At 55.3% G+C, this 16541-nt stretch carries 13 protein-coding genes; 4 read left to right on the forward strand and 9 right to left on the reverse strand.

What is annotated here, in order from left to right:
- Positions 1–56: 56 nt before the first annotated feature.
- Positions 57–3509, forward strand: coding sequence for a transcription-repair coupling factor (gene mfd / locus BUB06_RS03760; RefSeq protein WP_175552148.1), 3453 nt, complete (start codon positions 57–59; stop codon positions 3507–3509).
- 126 nt (positions 3510–3635) lie between these two features.
- Here mfd and BUB06_RS03765 read toward each other — a convergent pair whose 3' ends face one another.
- Both BUB06_RS03765 and BUB06_RS03770 read right to left on the reverse strand, forming a co-directional pair.
- A complete protein-coding gene (locus tag BUB06_RS03765; RefSeq protein WP_039471572.1) occupies positions 3636–4475 on the reverse strand; it encodes an oxidoreductase in 840 nt (279 codons plus the stop codon).
- 187 nt (positions 4476–4662) lie between these two features.
- Entirely contained in the window at positions 4663–5673 is a 1011-nt protein-coding gene (locus BUB06_RS03770) for an AraC family transcriptional regulator (RefSeq protein WP_039471569.1), read from the reverse strand.
- Between the two features lie 291 nt (positions 5674–5964).
- Between BUB06_RS03770 and yegD the strand changes: the two genes are divergently transcribed.
- Complete coding sequence (gene yegD, locus BUB06_RS03775; protein ID WP_039471568.1) at positions 5965–7317, forward strand: molecular chaperone; 1353 nt, start codon at positions 5965–5967, stop codon at positions 7315–7317.
- Between the two features lie 51 nt (positions 7318–7368).
- Here yegD and BUB06_RS03780 read toward each other — a convergent pair whose 3' ends face one another.
- A complete protein-coding gene (locus BUB06_RS03780) occupies positions 7369–7959 on the reverse strand; it encodes a TetR/AcrR family transcriptional regulator (protein WP_039471566.1) in 591 nt (196 codons plus the stop codon).
- 135 nt (positions 7960–8094) lie between these two features.
- On the opposite strand from BUB06_RS03780, the gene BUB06_RS03785 reads away from it, so the two are divergent.
- Together BUB06_RS03785 and BUB06_RS03790 are read left to right on the forward strand one after the other, a co-directional pair.
- Positions 8095–9303 (forward strand): MFS transporter, encoded by a 1209-nt coding sequence (locus BUB06_RS03785; RefSeq protein WP_039471564.1) that lies wholly within the window; start codon positions 8095–8097, stop codon positions 9301–9303.
- Positions 9304–9341: 38 nt separating this feature from the next.
- Positions 9342–10538, forward strand: a complete 1197-nt coding sequence (locus BUB06_RS03790) for an MFS transporter (RefSeq protein WP_039471562.1) — start codon at positions 9342–9344, stop codon at positions 10536–10538.
- Positions 10539–10618: 80 nt separating this feature from the next.
- On the opposite strand, the gene BUB06_RS03795 is transcribed toward BUB06_RS03790, so the two are convergent.
- The 6 genes from BUB06_RS03795 to lpoB form a co-directional block, all read right to left on the reverse strand.
- Positions 10619–11158 carry a glycine zipper 2TM domain-containing protein gene (locus BUB06_RS03795; RefSeq protein ID WP_010297275.1) on the reverse strand — a complete coding sequence of 180 codons (540 nt, stop codon included), beginning with the start codon at positions 11156–11158 and terminating at the stop codon, positions 10619–10621.
- Positions 11159–11615: 457 nt separating this feature from the next.
- Positions 11616–12920 carry an NAD(P)/FAD-dependent oxidoreductase gene (locus BUB06_RS03800; RefSeq protein WP_039471560.1) on the reverse strand — a complete coding sequence of 435 codons (1305 nt, stop codon included), beginning with the start codon at positions 12918–12920 and terminating at the stop codon, positions 11616–11618.
- Between the two features lie 366 nt (positions 12921–13286).
- Positions 13287–13829, reverse strand: coding sequence for an alpha/beta hydrolase YcfP (gene ycfP, locus BUB06_RS03805; protein ID WP_010297273.1), 543 nt, complete (start codon positions 13827–13829; stop codon positions 13287–13289).
- Between the two features lie 162 nt (positions 13830–13991).
- Positions 13992–15011 (reverse strand): beta-N-acetylhexosaminidase, encoded by a 1020-nt coding sequence (gene nagZ, locus BUB06_RS03815; RefSeq protein WP_072012987.1) that lies wholly within the window; start codon positions 15009–15011, stop codon positions 13992–13994.
- 72 nt (positions 15012–15083) lie between these two features.
- Entirely contained in the window at positions 15084–15968 is an 885-nt protein-coding gene (thiK, locus tag BUB06_RS03820; protein ID WP_039471556.1) for a thiamine kinase, read from the reverse strand.
- A complete protein-coding gene (gene lpoB, locus BUB06_RS03825) occupies positions 15949–16530 on the reverse strand; it encodes a penicillin-binding protein activator LpoB (protein WP_010297262.1) in 582 nt (193 codons plus the stop codon). The genes thiK and lpoB overlap by 20 nt, the downstream gene beginning before the upstream one ends.
- Between the last annotated feature and the right edge of the window lie 11 nt (positions 16531–16541).

The raw sequence follows: 16541 nt of genomic DNA on the forward strand, positions 1-16541 counted from the left end.
TCTACGGCTTTTTCTTATTCCCAGCCGGATGCAGGGAGGCGAGACCCGATAATCAGATGATGCCTGAAAATTACCGTTATTCGCTGCCGCCCAAAGCGGGTGAGCAGCGCCTGCTGGGCCAGTTAACCGGCGCTGCCTGCGCCGTTGAATGTGCAGAAATCATTGAACGCCACGCCGGGCTGGTGGTGCTTATCGCGCCTGATATGCAAAACGCTCTGCGATTGCGTGATGAAATTCAGCAATTTACCGACCAGCACGTCACCACGCTACCTGACTGGGAAACGCTGCCCTACGATAGTTTTTCTCCGCATCAGGAAATTATTTCGACCCGCCTCTCCACGCTCTATCAATTGCCTAACATGACGCGTGGCGTTCTGATTCTGCCGGTCAACACGCTGATGCAGCGCGTTTGTCCGCACAGTTTCCTGCACGGCCATGCGCTGGTGTTGAAAAAAGGCCAGCGCCTCTCGCGTGATAAGCTGCGTTCGCAGTTAGAGCAGGCGGGCTACCGCAGCGTCGATCAGGTCATGGAACACGGTGAATATGCCACGCGTGGCGCGCTGCTGGATCTGTTCCCGATGGGGAGCGAAGAGCCCTATCGTATCGATTTCTTTGACGACGAAATCGACAGCCTGCGCCTGTTCGATGTGGATACGCAGCGCACGCTGAATGAAGTGCCGCATATTAATCTGTTGCCCGCCCACGAGTTCCCGACCGACAAAACTGCCATCGAACTTTTCCGCAGCCAGTGGCGCGAACAGTTTGAAGTGCGGCGCGATGCCGAACACATTTATCAGCAGGTTAGCAAAGGCGTCTGGCCCGCTGGGATCGAATACTGGCAGCCGTTATTTTTCAGTGAACCGCTGCCGTCGCTGTTCAGCTACTTCCCGAACAACACGCTGCTCGTTAACACCGGTAATCTCGAACAGAGCGCCGAGCGTTTCTGGCAGGATATTCAGCAGCGTTTTGAAAGCCGTCGTGTCGATCCTATGCGGCCACTGTTGCCATCAGATTCACTCTGGCTGCGTGTCGACGGTCTGTTCACGGAGCTGAAAGCGTGGCCGCGCGTGCAGTTAAAAACCGATACGCTGCCGGAAAAAGCCGCCAACGTGAATCTGGCCTATCTGCCGCTGCCGGAGCTGGCGATTCAGCACCAGCAAAAATCCCCGTTGGATGCGCTACGCCGTTTTATCGAACAGTTCGACGGTCAGGTCATTTTCTCCGTCGAGAGCGAAGGCCGACGTGAAACGCTGCAAGAGCTGCTGGCACGAATCAAACTGAATCCGACGCTCATCAACACGCTGGAGCAGGCTCAGGAGCGTGGCACTTACCTGATCATCGGTGCCAGCGAACACGGTTTTATCGACACGCTGCGCCAGCGCGCATTGATCTGCGAAAGCGATCTGCTGGGTGAACGCGTCAGTCGCCGCCGTCAGGATAGCCGCCGCACGATTAATACCGATACGCTGATCCGCAATTTGGCGGAACTGCGGCCGGGGCAGCCCGTCGTCCACCTCGAACACGGCGTTGGTCGCTATGCTGGTCTGACTACGTTAGAAGCTGGCGGCATCAAGGCCGAATACCTGATTTTGACCTATGCGGGTGAAGACAAGCTGTACGTTCCCGTCTCCTCGCTGCATTTGATCAGCCGCTACGCGGGCGGTGCCGATGAGAATGCGCCGCTGCATAAACTGGGTGGTGATGCCTGGTCACGCGCGCGGCAAAAAGCGGCGGAAAGGGTGCGCGATGTTGCCGCCGAGCTGCTGGATATTTATGCCCAGCGTGCAGCGAAAAGCGGCTTTGCCTTTAAGCATGACAAAACGCAGTACCAGCTTTTCTGCGAAAGTTTCCCCTTCGAGACCACGCCCGATCAGGCGCAGGCCATCAACGCCGTGCTGAGCGACATGTGCCAGCCGCTAGCGATGGATCGTCTGGTGTGTGGCGATGTCGGCTTTGGGAAAACCGAAGTGGCGATGCGCGCCGCGTTTTTAGCCGTTGAAAACCATAAGCAGGTTGCCGTTCTGGTGCCGACGACACTGTTGGCGCAGCAGCATTTTGACAACTTCCGCGATCGCTTTGCCAATTGGCCGGTGAAGATTGAAATGATCTCTCGCTTCCGCAGCGCGCGTGAACAAACGCAGGTGCTGGAGGAAACGCAGGAAGGCAAAGTCGATATTCTGATTGGCACCCATAAGCTGTTGCAGAGCGACGTACGCTGGCGCGATTTAGGGCTGCTGATTGTGGACGAAGAACACCGCTTCGGCGTGCGTCACAAAGAGCGCATCAAAGCGATGCGAGCGGATGTCGATATCCTGACGCTGACCGCCACGCCGATTCCGCGGACGCTCAACATGGCCATGAGCGGGATGCGCGATCTGTCGATCATCGCCACACCGCCCGCCCGCCGTTTAGCGGTGAAAACGTTCGTGCGCGAATATGACAATCTGGTGGTGCGCGAAGCGATTCTGCGTGAGATTCTGCGCGGCGGGCAGGTGTACTACCTCTATAACGACGTCGAAAATATCGAGAAAGCGACCCAGCGGCTGGCGGAACTGGTGCCGGAAGCACGCATCGCGATCGGCCACGGTCAGATGCGCGAACGCGAGCTGGAACGGGTCATGAATGACTTCCACCACCAGCGTTTTAACGTGCTGGTGTGTACCACGATCATCGAAACGGGGATCGATATACCGAGCGCCAACACGATTATCATCGAACGTGCCGATCACTTCGGCTTGGCCCAGTTGCACCAGTTGCGCGGTCGCGTCGGGCGTTCCCACCATCAGGCTTACGCCTACCTGCTGACGCCGAATCCTAAAGCGATGAGCACCGATGCGCAGAAGCGTCTGGAAGCGATCGCCTCATTGGAAGATCTCGGTGCCGGTTTTGCGTTGGCGACGCACGATCTGGAAATTCGTGGCGCGGGTGAACTGCTCGGGGACGATCAGAGTGGACAGATGACCAGCGTCGGTTTCTCACTGTATATGGAACTGCTGGAAAGCGCCGTCGATGCATTAAAAGCGGGCCGGGAGCCGTCGCTGGAAGATCTGATCAACAGCCAGACCGACGTCGAACTGCGTTTGCCTGCCCTGCTGCCCGACGATTTCATCCCCGACGTCAATACGCGCCTGTCGTTATACAAACGTATTGCCAGTGCGAAAACCCCCGCCGAGCTGGATGAGTTGAAGGTCGAACTGATCGATCGCTTCGGTCTTCTTCCCGATGCAAGCCGCTATCTGTTGCAGGTTGCCGCCCTGCGTCAACAGGCACAGGCACTGGGTATTCGCCGTATTGAAGGGAACGAGAAAGGCGGTTTTATCGAATTCAGCGAGCAAAACCGCGTCGATCCCTCCCACCTCATCGGCCTGTTACAGCGCGATCCGGGCACCTACCGCCTTGATGGGCCAACCCGCCTGAAATTCATGAAAGATTTGAGCGACCGTCCGCAGCGCATCGAGTTTATCGGTTCACTGCTGGGGAACATGGCTCAGCATACGCTGGCGGCATAACTCACTTTCACCACACTGAACGGGAACCTTAGGGTTCCCGTTATATACCTGCCGCCCCCGTGCTGTAGCAACGGCTACCCTGTTGCAGGCCAGGCCACGTCAGAACTCACCTCATTTCCTTTGATCTCATTGACTGTGGCGGGAAATGCCGGTCGCCATACGCATGAAGCGGTCAAAGAGGCGGTCTGACAGTAGACGACGTAGGCATATCATCGGTTTTGCACCAAAACCGACGGCATAGCGTGTTTTGGGCCGACGGGCACTCACCGCCTGAGCGATAGTGTCAGCGATCATCTGCGGGGAAGACTGGCGTTTCCGACTGCTTTCACCGACCATTGAATCAGCCATCGCCTCTGCCTGTTTTGCATAAGCGCCGTGCCCTGATACATCAAGCAGTTTCGCGGCGGCAATATCTGCCCACTCGGTTTTAATACCGCCGGGTTCAATGACGACGACATCAATGCCGAAAGGCTCCACTTCCAGACGCAGGCAGTCACTGATCGCTTCCAAGGCAAACTTGGTTCCGTGATACCAGGCACCGAGCGGGGTATAAATTTTCCCGCCCATCGAGGTGATATTTATCACCGTGCCAGAGCGTTGTGCCCGCATATGAGGCAGAACCAGCTGCGTTAGCCGAACTGCACCAAAGACGTTCACATCAAACTGGGCGCGGCCTTCTTCTGGAGATACCTCTTCCACGGCACCGTAGGAGCCATAGCCGGCATTGTTCACCACAACGTCGATGCGTCCACATTCAGCAATGATGGTATCCACCACCGTCTGTACCGAGACACTGTCTGTCACATCTAACGGCAGTACCCGGATATCCGCCTCTGCCAGTTTCTGCATCCTCTCTATCCGGCGTGCAGCAGCATAAACAGTATGACCAGAGGCCTTTAAACGCAGAGCGGTCGCTTCGCCAATCCCCGAGGAGGCGCCAGTCACCAGAATAACTTTTGATTTCATATATCGGGCCCTTATTGCTGACATAATGCGGTGGCGCACGCCATGCGTTCATCACCGTCCTTGTCATGCACTTTAGGCGATAAGGTCGGCCGCTGGGATAGCGTATTGCGCCATGTCACTCGCCTTATGCGCCAGCAGTAAGCCCCCGATATGCAGGTGTGGCGATGTTGTGACGTAAGGATGCCAATCAGTGTAACCGCGTCGTATTGCGGATACTGTCCGGCGTCTGGCCTGTCCACTCATGAAACGCTCGGTAAAAGGAATTCGGATCGTCGAATCCGAGGAGAAAAGCGATTTCACCTGCGGGCATTGATGTGCTTTCCAGATAATGTCGCGCCAGTTTTTCACGCGTGCTGTTCAGCAGCGAGCGAAAGCTTTCGCCTTCTTCTTCAAGGCGGCGCTGGAGAGTTCGCCTGCTCATCGCCAGTCGACTAGCGACGACATCCACCCCCGCAGTATTGCTGGGCAGCAATTCCAATAGCAGCGCACGGACACGCTCAGCGATACTTGCCTTTTCATCAAGTTCACTCAGGCGGCGGCGAAGTTCAGGCTCGAAAATTTTCCACATTCCGTCACTGGCCGTCAGGAAAGGGCGCAAACTGTCGGTCGATGAAAACGTGATTAACGGCTGTGGACCATGCAAAATGTCACACCCAAAAAAATGAGTGTAATGGCGGGAATACGGCTGCGCAGGGAGCACAGGAAGAACGACACTGCGTGCTTTTACTGATTCACGTGTACCCAGCTCTGCTAAACGAATAAAAAAGGCGAGTTCGGCAATCTGCAATGAGAACGGCACCTCGCTCTGTGCATATAGCCAGGAAGGTACGAGCGTCATATCACCTTCCTGATCCACACGGATATCCAAACTCATCGGTGCCATCAACTGCTTATACTTTGCCAACCTCTGAGCCGCCTGCATCAGGCTGGTACTGCATAAAGCCGCAAAGAGAGGAGGATCAAAAAAGTCAGCGGAAACTTTTTTCACGATATCCAGAGGAAATAAAGGCGATCCGACTTCATCTTCAAGCCCCTGCCAAAAGCGAAAATATTCTGCCGTAGATAGCCCCACCGCGCCTCTCGACAGTAAATCATCCGGCAGACCAGCTCTGCGCATTACATTAACAGGCTGCACACCCAGATCCTTAAACAGGATCTTCCAGCTTGCATTGAGGAAAAATATCTCGCTACGTGTCATCTTCGCTTCTTAGACCATCAGGTGATGGAATCTTCGGTGGATAAACAGGTTGTCATTCTAGGGTAAAGTAAGGGCAGAAAACTTGCTATATACGCCAGGATGGTAGCAATTCATGCCATATGAACGTGCCCTACCGCTGACCAATACATCCGCCTTTACAAGCACTGCCGTAACGCAGTAAAGTCGCCACCCTTTTTATGGCCCGCCATTCTTGGCGGCCTCCCTTCCGGGCCGTCGCGGGTGCGACGTTAAAAATTTTTCCCGGAAATTTTTTATGGCATGGGCCTCACTATGTTTATCGGTTTTGACTACGGTACAGCCAACTGTTCAGTGGCGATTATGGATGCAGGTACCCCACGGCTCCTGTCGCTGGAAAATGGCTCGCCTTATCTTTCTTCCCTGCTGTGCGCGCCCGTGCGTGAAGCGGTTAGCGAGTGGTTATGGCGACACCATCAGGTCAATGCTGAGGGTGAGAACGCGCTGCTGCTGAAGCGCGCCATCAGCTACAACCGCGAGGAAGATATTCGTGTGCAGCCTGATAGCGTGAAATTCGGACGCGATGCGTTACGCCACTATATGGATGATCCGGAAGAGACGTGGTTCGTTAAATCGCCAAAATCCTTCCTCGGTGCCGTCGGGCTGAAAACCCAGCAGATTGCGCTGTTTGAAGATTTGGTCTGCTCCATGATGCTGCATATCCGCACACAGGCAGAAAGCCAGCTTGACCAGCCTATTCGTCAGGCCGTCATCGGTCGTCCGATTAACTTTCAGAGTATCGGCGGCGAAGAAGCCAACCAGCAGGCGCAAGGAATTTTAGATCGTGCAGCCCATCGTGCCGGATTTGAAGACGTCGTCTTCCAGTTTGAACCTGTGGCCGCTGGGCTGGATTTCGAATCCACGCTGACGAAAGAAACGCGAGTGCTGGTTGTGGATATCGGCGGCGGAACCACCGACTGCTCCATGCTGCTGATGGGCCCAGAATGGCACAAACAGCAAGAACGTTCGCAAAGCCTGTTAGGACACAGCGGCTGCCGCGTTGGCGGTAACGATCTGGACATCATGCTGGCGTTCAAACAGCTGATGCCGCTGCTTGGCATGAATAGCGAGACGGAAAAAGGCATCGCTCTGCCGATCATGACCTGGTGGAATGCGGTCGCAATTAACGATATCCCAGCGCAAAAAGAGTTTCATAGCACCGCCAGCCGCGCGTTAATCAACGAGATGATCCGTGATGCCCGCCAGCCCGAGTTGGTAAAAAGACTGCTGACCGTCTGGCAACAGCGCCTGAGCTACCGTCTGATTCAACTGGCGGAAGAGAGCAAGATTGCGCTGTCCAACCAGTCGGAAACAGCGGCCGATTTGCACTTTATCGAATCAGGTCTGGCAACGCGCATTCATGCTGATGAACTCAACGCCGCCATCGAGAATCCGCTCATGCGTATTCAGCAGCAGGTGACGTTGGCGCTAGAAACCAGTCAGACTCGGCCGGAGGTGATCTACCTGACCGGCGGTAGCGCCCGCTCTCCCCTGCTGCGTCAGGCCATTCAGCAATTGCTTCCTGATATTCCTATCGCCAGCGGCAACGATTTTGGCTCCGTTACCGCCGGACTGGCGCGCTGGGCAGAGATTATCTTCCGCCGTTAAGCCAAAGACGGGACGCCAACCACGCGTCTCGTCAGGCTATTCTGTTGATCGCTACCGTGGCTTGACTAGTAGCCCACGCAGCAGCAATTCCAGCGCGGCAACGCCTTGTGTCAGCCGCGCATTACCCTCCTCTCCCTCCGCAATCCAGAACGCCGCTTCGGCCAGACTGCCGTAGATTAACGATGCCAGCGCCTGCGGATCGGCATCAGCTACCACGCCCTGTCGGATAAGGTTGTCGATCAGCCGCTGCATCGACTCGACGCAATGGCGTTGCGAATCCGGCGACGCGCCGCCCAAAACTGCCCGAGCATCGCGCAGCACAATACGCTGAATCTCCGGCTCCCGCGCCATTTCCAGATAGGCGCAGCAGCGACGCCGGAAGCCTTCCCAGGCATCTTCAGCGGTATCGGAGATAGCTTGCAGTCGTTCATCCATCTCGGCATCGATCTGTTCCACCACGGCTGCCAATAATCCCTTTTTGTCCCCGAAGTGGTGATAAAGCGCCCCACGGGTCAGGCTCGCCTGCGCCGTGAGATCGTCCATTGAGGTGTCAGCATAACCACGTTCGCTAAAGACCTTACGGGCGGTCGCCAGCAGCGTAGCGCGGGTTTCTTCCATTTCAGCACGGGTACGACGAACCATCGACACATCCTTACATACACATCGTATGATTATTTACATTCACTCCGTATGAATATATGCTTTTATTCATACGCTCTGTATGTATTGTCGCTGTGCCACAGCGCGGTGGCAAGTGGATTCACTTTGGAGAATGAGATGGTCAATCCTTATCGAGAACTTTTCACCGCACCCGGCACCAAGGGTTTTGCACTGGCTGGCCTGCTGGCGCGCATTCCACTGCCAATGACGGGCATTGGCATGATCACGATGCTGTCGCAACTGCGCGGCAGCTATGCGCTGGCGGGTGCCGTATCCGCCACCTTTGTGCTGACCTACGCGCTGCTATCGCCGCAGACCTCCCGTCTGGTCGATCGCCACGGCCAAGGCCGCGTGCTACCGATTGCAACCACCGTCAGCGTGCTCGGCATGCTGCTTCTGCTCGTCAGCACCTGGTGGCAAGCACCTGACTGGAGCTTATTCATCAGTGCCTTGCTGGCGGGGTTCATGCCCAGCATGTCAGCAATGGTAAGAGCACGCTGGACAGCAATCTATCGCGGCCAGCCTCGCTTGCAGACGGCTTACTCGCTGGAGACGGTGCTCGATGAAGTCACTTTTATCGCCGGGCCACCGCTGGCTGTCGGGCTGTCCGTCGCGATGTTTCCTCAGGCTGGCCCGCTGGCAGCGGCGCTCTTGCTGATTATTGGCGTGTTTGCTCTGGTGACACAGCGCGGCACCGAACCGCCAGTAGAAGCGCAGGATGTCAGCACGGATCGTTCAGGGTCGGTGATCAAACAGACGAACGTGCGTTTGCTGGCGCTGTTGATGGTCGCGATGGGCGTCATCGTGGGCACCGTGGATATCGTCAGCGTCGCCTTCGCCGAACAGCATGGTCAGCCTGCTGCGGCCAGTCTGGTACTGTCGGCTTATGCGGTAGGTTCCTGTCTGGCCGGGCTGGTGTTCGGCGCTCTCAAGCTGCGAACCGCATTGCACCAGTTGCTGTTGCTGGGCGGCTTGGCAACGGCAGCAACCACGTTGCCTCTACTGCTGGTTGGCAGCATTCCGGCACTGGCTGCGGCCGTGCTGATCGCCGGGCTGTTCTTCGCCCCCACCATGATCGTGGCAATGTCGCTGGTCGAACGTCTGGTGCCCGAACATCGCCTGACTGAAGGCATGACCTGGCTGCTGGCAGGGTTGAATGTCGGCGTGGCGCTGGGTGCTGCGGTATCAGGCCACGTTGTCGATAGCGGCGGCGCTCGAGCCGGATTCACCGTGGCGCTGTGCGCTGGCGTACTGGTGCTGCTGGTCGCGCTGTGGGGATACCAGCGCCTGCGGGCGCATGCCTCCTCTCTTCCCCATACCGCTTGACGATTAAACCGCTTGTTCCCCCTATTAAGGACTGAACCATGAACACGTCTTCCTCTATCCCTATAGGTGCAGCTTCACAGCATCTCTGGCTGGCTGTCGCCGCCGTTGGTCTTGCGACCTTCTCTGTCGTCACGACAGAAATGCTTCCGGTCGGCTTGCTAACCCCGATTGCCGATACGCTACAGACTTCTACCGGAACCGCTGGCCTGATGATTTCGCTGCCTGCACTGTTAGCCGCGTTATTCGCCCCATTCGTGGTCATCGCATCCGGCGGTATGGATAGACGCAGGATCCTATGCGGACTGCTGACGCTGCTGGTTATCGCCAACATTGCCTCGGCACTGGCACCGGACATCGGTTGGATGCTGGCGGCACGCGTGCTGGTCGGCTTCTGCATGGGCGGCATTTGGGCGATTGCCGGTGGTCTGGCGGCCCGACTCGTTCCCGAGCATGCCATCGGCCTGGCGACATCTATCATCTTTGGCGGTGTCGCAGCGGCATCGGTGCTGGGTGTGCCGTTCGGCGCACTGATCGGCGATCTCGCCGGATGGCGCTGGGCCTTCGGCTGCATGGCCATCTTTAGCGGGCTGGTGCTAGTGCTTCACCTCGCGGTTATTCCTGCCTTGCCCGTCGCCCATTCCGTCACCTTACGCCAGTTCGGCGAGCAGTTGCTCAACCGTAAACTGCAAGTCGGGCTAATCCTGACGCTGTTGCTGGTAGCCGGACACTTCATGGCCTTTACCTTTGTGCGACCACTGCTGCTATCGGTGTCAGGGTTCGATGCGCGGTGGATCGGCGCATTGCTGTTCGCCTATGGTCTGGCAGGTATCATCGGCAATTTTCTGGCGGGCATCATCGCAGCGCGGCGCACGGCGTTAACCTTGATGGCAATCGCGTTGGGGCTGTTGTTGACCCCGATCCTGTTCCTGACCGTCGGTGGCTCACATTTCGGCGGCGGTATAGTGCTGCTCGTCTGGGGATTAGCCTACGGCGGCGTGTCTGTCGGTTTGATGACCTGGATGATTAAGGCCGCGTCGCGCACCGTGGAGATGGCCTCCGCGCTGTATGTTGGCGTCTTCAATATTGGCATCGCGCTTGGGTCATGGGTAGGCGGTCAGATAGTCGATAGCTCTGGCCTGATTACGACGCTTTGGCTGGCCGCTGGATTTGCAGCTGTCGCCGTATTGTTATCGTTGAGCATGAAACTGGCTGAGAGCAGGAAGATCGTACAATGAAAAAACCGCGAGCACCTTCTTCAGGTGTCTCGCGGTTTTTAGAGATGGTGTCAGCGCAAAACCGTAGACGTTGGGGTCAGTTAACTCTGTTGGTTCAGGATTAATTGCCCGTTTCGGTCTACTGGAATTTGTGTACCAGGATCGCGATCCATGCGGATTTTACCCTGCTGGTCGCCGATTTTATAGGTGACATCATAACCCAGAACTTTTTGTGATTTATCGTACACGGTCTGACAGCGCTGTTGCTGCGTCGTGTACGTATCATTTTCCTGCATGCCGCTTTGTACGCGGTTACCTGCATAACCACCGGCCAACGCGCCCGCTACCGTTGCAATATCTTTACCACGTCCGCCACCAATCTGGTGCCCCAGAACACCACCCGCTACGGCACCCAGTACCGAGCCAGCAATCTGGTTTTCATCCTGCACGGGGCGACGATGCGTCACGCTCACATTACGGCATTCCTGACGAGGCGTTTTGACCGTTTCTTTAATCGGTGTTGCTGTTAGCACCTGTGCAAACTGAGGTTTAGAGGAAAAGACATCCATACTCGCCACCGCCGCCACACCCAATGCAGCAGCCACACCAATACCTACACCCGCTAACATTGATTTGTTCACAGGATACCTCCCGAATCTATTCTCACGCATTCCCCACCTGCAATCCTGACGAAACATTGTTTTACGTCAGCTCGCGTTTAACGCGATGAATCCGATGGTTCCTTCTGAATATCAGCATTCAGAATTTTCGGCGTGCGTGCTACGCCATCTGTAAACAGTGGAAAGTCTGCACAATGTTTCACACTCTCGCAATAAGACTAATTAACCAAAACTGTCAGATTCGTAAAATAAAACCGTCATTTGGGAATTATCTTAACTGGAATTGGTAATAGGACGATATTTTATACTGCCAAATCAGAGAAGTAGCCCATCGCGCGACGGCTCAGAAACAGGGGGTGAGTAGATTGACGGAAAAGAGAGGGCTACAAAGTAAGTAATAAGATGGCCGCTGACAGAAAAGAATACGGGCATGACATTGCGTTCATGCCCGTATCAGAAAGTTGTCAGCTGCGATGAATTAATGCAGTTTCAGACGCGGGCGAATCACCCGGTTGATCCCACCGACCAACATCATCAGGCCAGTTTTAACATAGCCATGCAGAGCCACCTGATGCATACGATAGAGAGAGATATACACGAAACGTGCAATCCGCCCTTCTACCATGACGGAGCCCCGCATCAGGTTCCCCATCAGGCTGCCAACCGTACTAAATTTAGACAGCGAAACCAGCGAACCGTGATCTTTATAGACATAAGGTTTCAGCGTTTGCCCGTTCAGCAACGCGATGATATTGCTGTGGCAGCGTGATGCCATCTGGTGAGCCGCCTGCGCGCGCGGTGGCACAAACCCGCCGCCTTCCTGCGGGCAGGAGGCACAATCGCCAATGGCGAAAATGTTGGGATCGCGCGTCGTCTGCAACGTCGGCTCAACCACCAGTTGGTTAATCCGGTTCGTTTCCAGACCGGCAATCTCTTTCATCGCATCCGGTGCTTTGATGCCCGCCGCCCAAACCATCAGGTCGGCTTCGATAAATTCACCGTCCTTGGTATTCAGACCCCCACGTTCTGCGCTGGTCACCATGGTTTTCGTCAGCACGCGAACGCCAATATTGTTCAATTCCTGATGTGCAGCCGCTGAAATACGCGGCGGCAGCGCAGGCAGAATACGTTCGCCCGCTTCCACCAGCGTCACATTCAGCGTTTGGTTATCCAGCCCGTCAAAGCCGTAGCTGTGCAGCTGTTTCACCGCGTTATGCAATTCCGCAGACAACTCGACCCCTGTCGCACCACCGCCCACAATCGCGATGTTCACGCGCTCTTTTTCTTCCTGATTTGCCGTGAATTTCAGGAACAAATTCAGCATTTCATTATGGAAACGACGGGCTTGTTTCGGGTTATCCAGGAAAATACAGTGATCTTTCACGCCCGGCGTGCCGAAGTCATTTGAGGCGCTGCCTAATGCCACCACCAAAATGTCATACGGAATACGGCGTGCCGCGACCAGCACATCGCCTTGCTCGTCACACACTTCAGCCAGTTGAATCTGCTGCTGTTCACGATCGATATCCGTCAACATGCCAAGTTGGAACTGGAAATAGTGATTGCGGGCGTGCGCCAGATAGCTCAGCGCATCCATATCGTCGTCCAGTGAACCAGTTGCCACTTCATGCAGCAGCGGTTTCCACAGGTGGCTGTGGTTGCGATCCACCAGCGTGATCTCCGCTTTTTTCTTGCGTCCTAACTTGTGGCCCAAACTCGTTGCGAGTTCAAGTCCGCCAGCTCCCCCGCCGACAATGACAATTTTTTTGGTTGGTGATGTCAAAATGACCCCCTAAAATGTGAACCAATCGTTAATAAAGAGTAAAAAATAATATCCTTATATAACATAGGGTTCGCGTAAGTTAAGCCTGATATCTGCTGCAAGAATAGCACGCTAGGTTATTTGGTCATACCAAAATTGATATATATCAATTTATTTTGTCGAGCAGGTTTTTAGCGAGAAAATTCCATCTTTATTTCAGTGAATTAGCGGAAATCTGCGCGAAGAGAAAATGCTGAATCGTGCGCGTCTGCGCCGCTGGATGAACTAAGGAAAGTAAATAAATTGCGTCATTCCTCCTGATCTCCCTCAAAAAAGGATACCAGAAGGAATGACAGCAGCCGTTGACAAGTCATCGCTAACGCAGGGTTAACCGAGCGTTTTGAAGGCTTTTATTCGCTGCAAATGGGGGGAGATGCTTTTGAATTTATGCGTCTGAATATCGTCCCAGACGATCTCATAATACGTTCCCAACGTCTGTGCGCTACGCTGGCTGTCGAGCATTTCATCCTGACGAGAGAGCATCACCATACAGCGATCGCGGTTCTTTTCACGAAAGTTCGCCACGCACTTCGTGGCGATATCCAGATACTCTTCTGGGCGATCGATTTTCCCGCTCATGTTTTCCTGCGGGAAAAGGTTAGGATTAACGATGACTTGCCGTATATCACACAGGAAACCAACGCGTTCGGCCCAGAATCCCCCCAACCCCACGCCACAGATCAGCGGACGATCGTCATCAGACTGCTGAATCGTCTTATCCACCTGCTTGAGCAGATGTTGCATATCATGGCGCGGATGCAACGTGCTGTAGCTAATCAGCCGAACATCTTCATCAATAAACTGAAGCTGCAGGACCTTTTCATGGTTGCCGGGGCTGGTCGAGTCAAAACCGTGTAAATAGATAATCATCTTTCATCCTCACCGCAGACTGGGTTGCCTATTTCTCGCCATTTTTATACCCGTCATACTTCAAGCTGCTTGTGCGTTGGCTTCCCTTACTCACCCCAGTCACTTACCTAAGTAAGCTCCTAGGGATTCGCGCAGTTGCCGCCTTCACGCAACTCGAATTATTTAGTGTATATGCGCCTGCCAGCGCTCGCTGAGTAATGTGAGCGCCTGATTAGCCTGCTTCCAGCGTGGCGAATCCAGCAGTTCCCGACGAGAAAACGAACCCTGATGATATAAGCGCGTCAGTTGTTCCGCTTTGACCGGGGACAGGTTATCCAGCACGCTGACCGCCCCTTCACGATGGTTACAGACCAGAATCATGTCACATCCTGCCTGCAACGCCGCCTGAGCCCGCTCGGGATAGCTGCCCATCACGGCGGCACCTTCCATCGAGAGATCGTCAGAGAAAATGATGCCATCAAAACCTAACTCTTCACGCAGCACCGTTTTGAGCCAATAGGACGAACCACTAGCAGGACGCGGATCGGCCTCCGTATAAATCACGTGGGCAGGCATGATCGCATCCAACTGCTGACGCTGGATCAGTTCTTTAAAAATCAGCATGTCGTGCGCACGAATCTCCGCAAGCGAACGCGGATCGCGCGGCGTTTCTTTATGTGAGTCGGCGCTGACCGCACCGTGACCGGGGAAGTGCTTACCCGTGACCTTCATACCTGCGCTGTGCATGCCGCGGATAAAGCGCTGCGCCACCGCCAACGCTGTCTCTGGAGTGGCATGAAATGAACGCTCACCAATCGCCGCGCTCTGGTGGCCGATATCCAGCACCGGCGCAAAGCTAATATCGATATCCATCGCGATCATTTCTGCCGCCATCAGCCAACCGCCTTCTTCCGCCAAACGCAGGGCTTCTGATTCGCTATTTAATGCCGCAAACGCCTGCGCGGCAGGCAGACGAGTAAATCCGTCACGAAAACGCTGAACGCGCCCACCTTCTTGATCCACGGACACCACAAGGCGCTCGCGCGACGCCGCGCGGATTTGACGCACCAATTCACGCAACTGCGCCGCGTCATGAAAATTACGGGTAAACAGAATCACGCCGCCAACCAGCGGATGTTCCAACACTTCACGATCTTCTGCATCCAGCTCATAGCTGGCAACGTCTAACATTACCGGACCCACAAAAACCTCATTCTTTAGAGTGTACTGCTTAATGAAATGATCTTTACCACAAAAGCCACACCGTCAGCCTGGCTATAGCCTGTAGCCCAACTGTAACCGATGATATAGCGCGGGAATGTCCGCTAAAAATTCGGGGTTCTTCGTTTGCTGCCAGCGAACCTCAAACCACATCAATACCAGATAATCGACCCAGGGGAACCACTGCATCATCTGTTGCTGGAGGCGGCTCACGGAAAACCCTCGCTGATGTCGCTGGTAGCTCTGTAGAAAATGCGTTTGCGCCAGGTTTTCCATCTGGCTGGCTCGCACAATAAACGCCAGTTCAAAGGCAATATCGCCATCTGAGGCATATTCCCAGTCAATCAGCATCGTTCCTTGTGGAGTAATCAGCAGGTTTTCAGCATGCACATCAAGATGGAGAGGAGCCAGCGCCAAAGGCGTGGGTAGCGCCGCACGCTGAAAATAATGATGGGCACGCAACAACGCGGGCGAACGGCGGCGCGGATCCATCAACTGCCAGTGTTGAGCAAATAGCGTTTTGAGATCGAGAGGATGGCCGCTACGCGGCTGGCGATGAAGCTGAGACAACATTCGCGCCACTTCGCCATTAGCCAGCATCATCAGGAACTCATCAGAGGTGGCAATGCGCCCCGGCACCCATTCGACAATGAGCCAGCCATCACGCCACAACAGCGGCCGTGGCGCGAGACCTATCGCCGACATCTGCCGCAGCAGAGCGAACTCGCGCTGGCGATCGACGCCCATTTTCCGCTCGGTTGGCGATTGCCGACGCGCAAGCCATTCGATACCCGGGCCACGGATACGCCAGCTTTTACTACTCAAGCCACCAACCAGCTCAAAGCGAATATCCGCCATCTCCACGGCCGGGAAATATTTCAGGATCGTCGCAATCAGCTGCTGGTGGATGCCTGCCTGCTTAATGCTGAACGGCGCCATTGCCTGACCACACAATTTCACCGGTCTGCACCAGCATCAGTTGCATGTCGAGCTGCGGCGATTTCACATCACCACTGACATCGCTGTACAGCACATACTGCGCGCTGACATAGCGCGCCAGACCAATCGCCTTGCTGCGCGATCCTAAGCTGTCGTCAACCGACAGGCCCAACGTTTGTTTTGCGGCAGCCAGTTGCTCACGCGGCACCAGCGTAAACGCCTTACCGGAAGATAACGCGCTGTACAACGCGCCCGTCGCTTTCGCGATCGGCAGTGAGCCATTGGTGTTATTTTTCACACTATCCACCAGCAGGATGCTGCCCGGCGTGACGCCATCGGCTTTCAGCATTTGCGCCACCAGCGGATTAATGCTGGCTTCCCAGTTCAACGTCTGGATTTTTGGCGGTTGTGGTACGGATTCCCCCGGCGGCGGCGTTGGCGTGGTCGGCACTTGAGGCTCAACGGGCTCAATCGTCGCAGGTGGTTCGGTCGGTTCCGGCGGACGACTGGGGCAGCCTGTCAGGACCAATGCCGCCAGTATCACCCCTAGATACTTTTTCATATTTTCTCTCT

Origin of the sequence: Pectobacterium carotovorum (genome assembly GCF_900129615.1) — a bacterium.
Lineage (GTDB): Bacteria > Pseudomonadota > Gammaproteobacteria > Enterobacterales > Enterobacteriaceae > Pectobacterium > Pectobacterium carotovorum.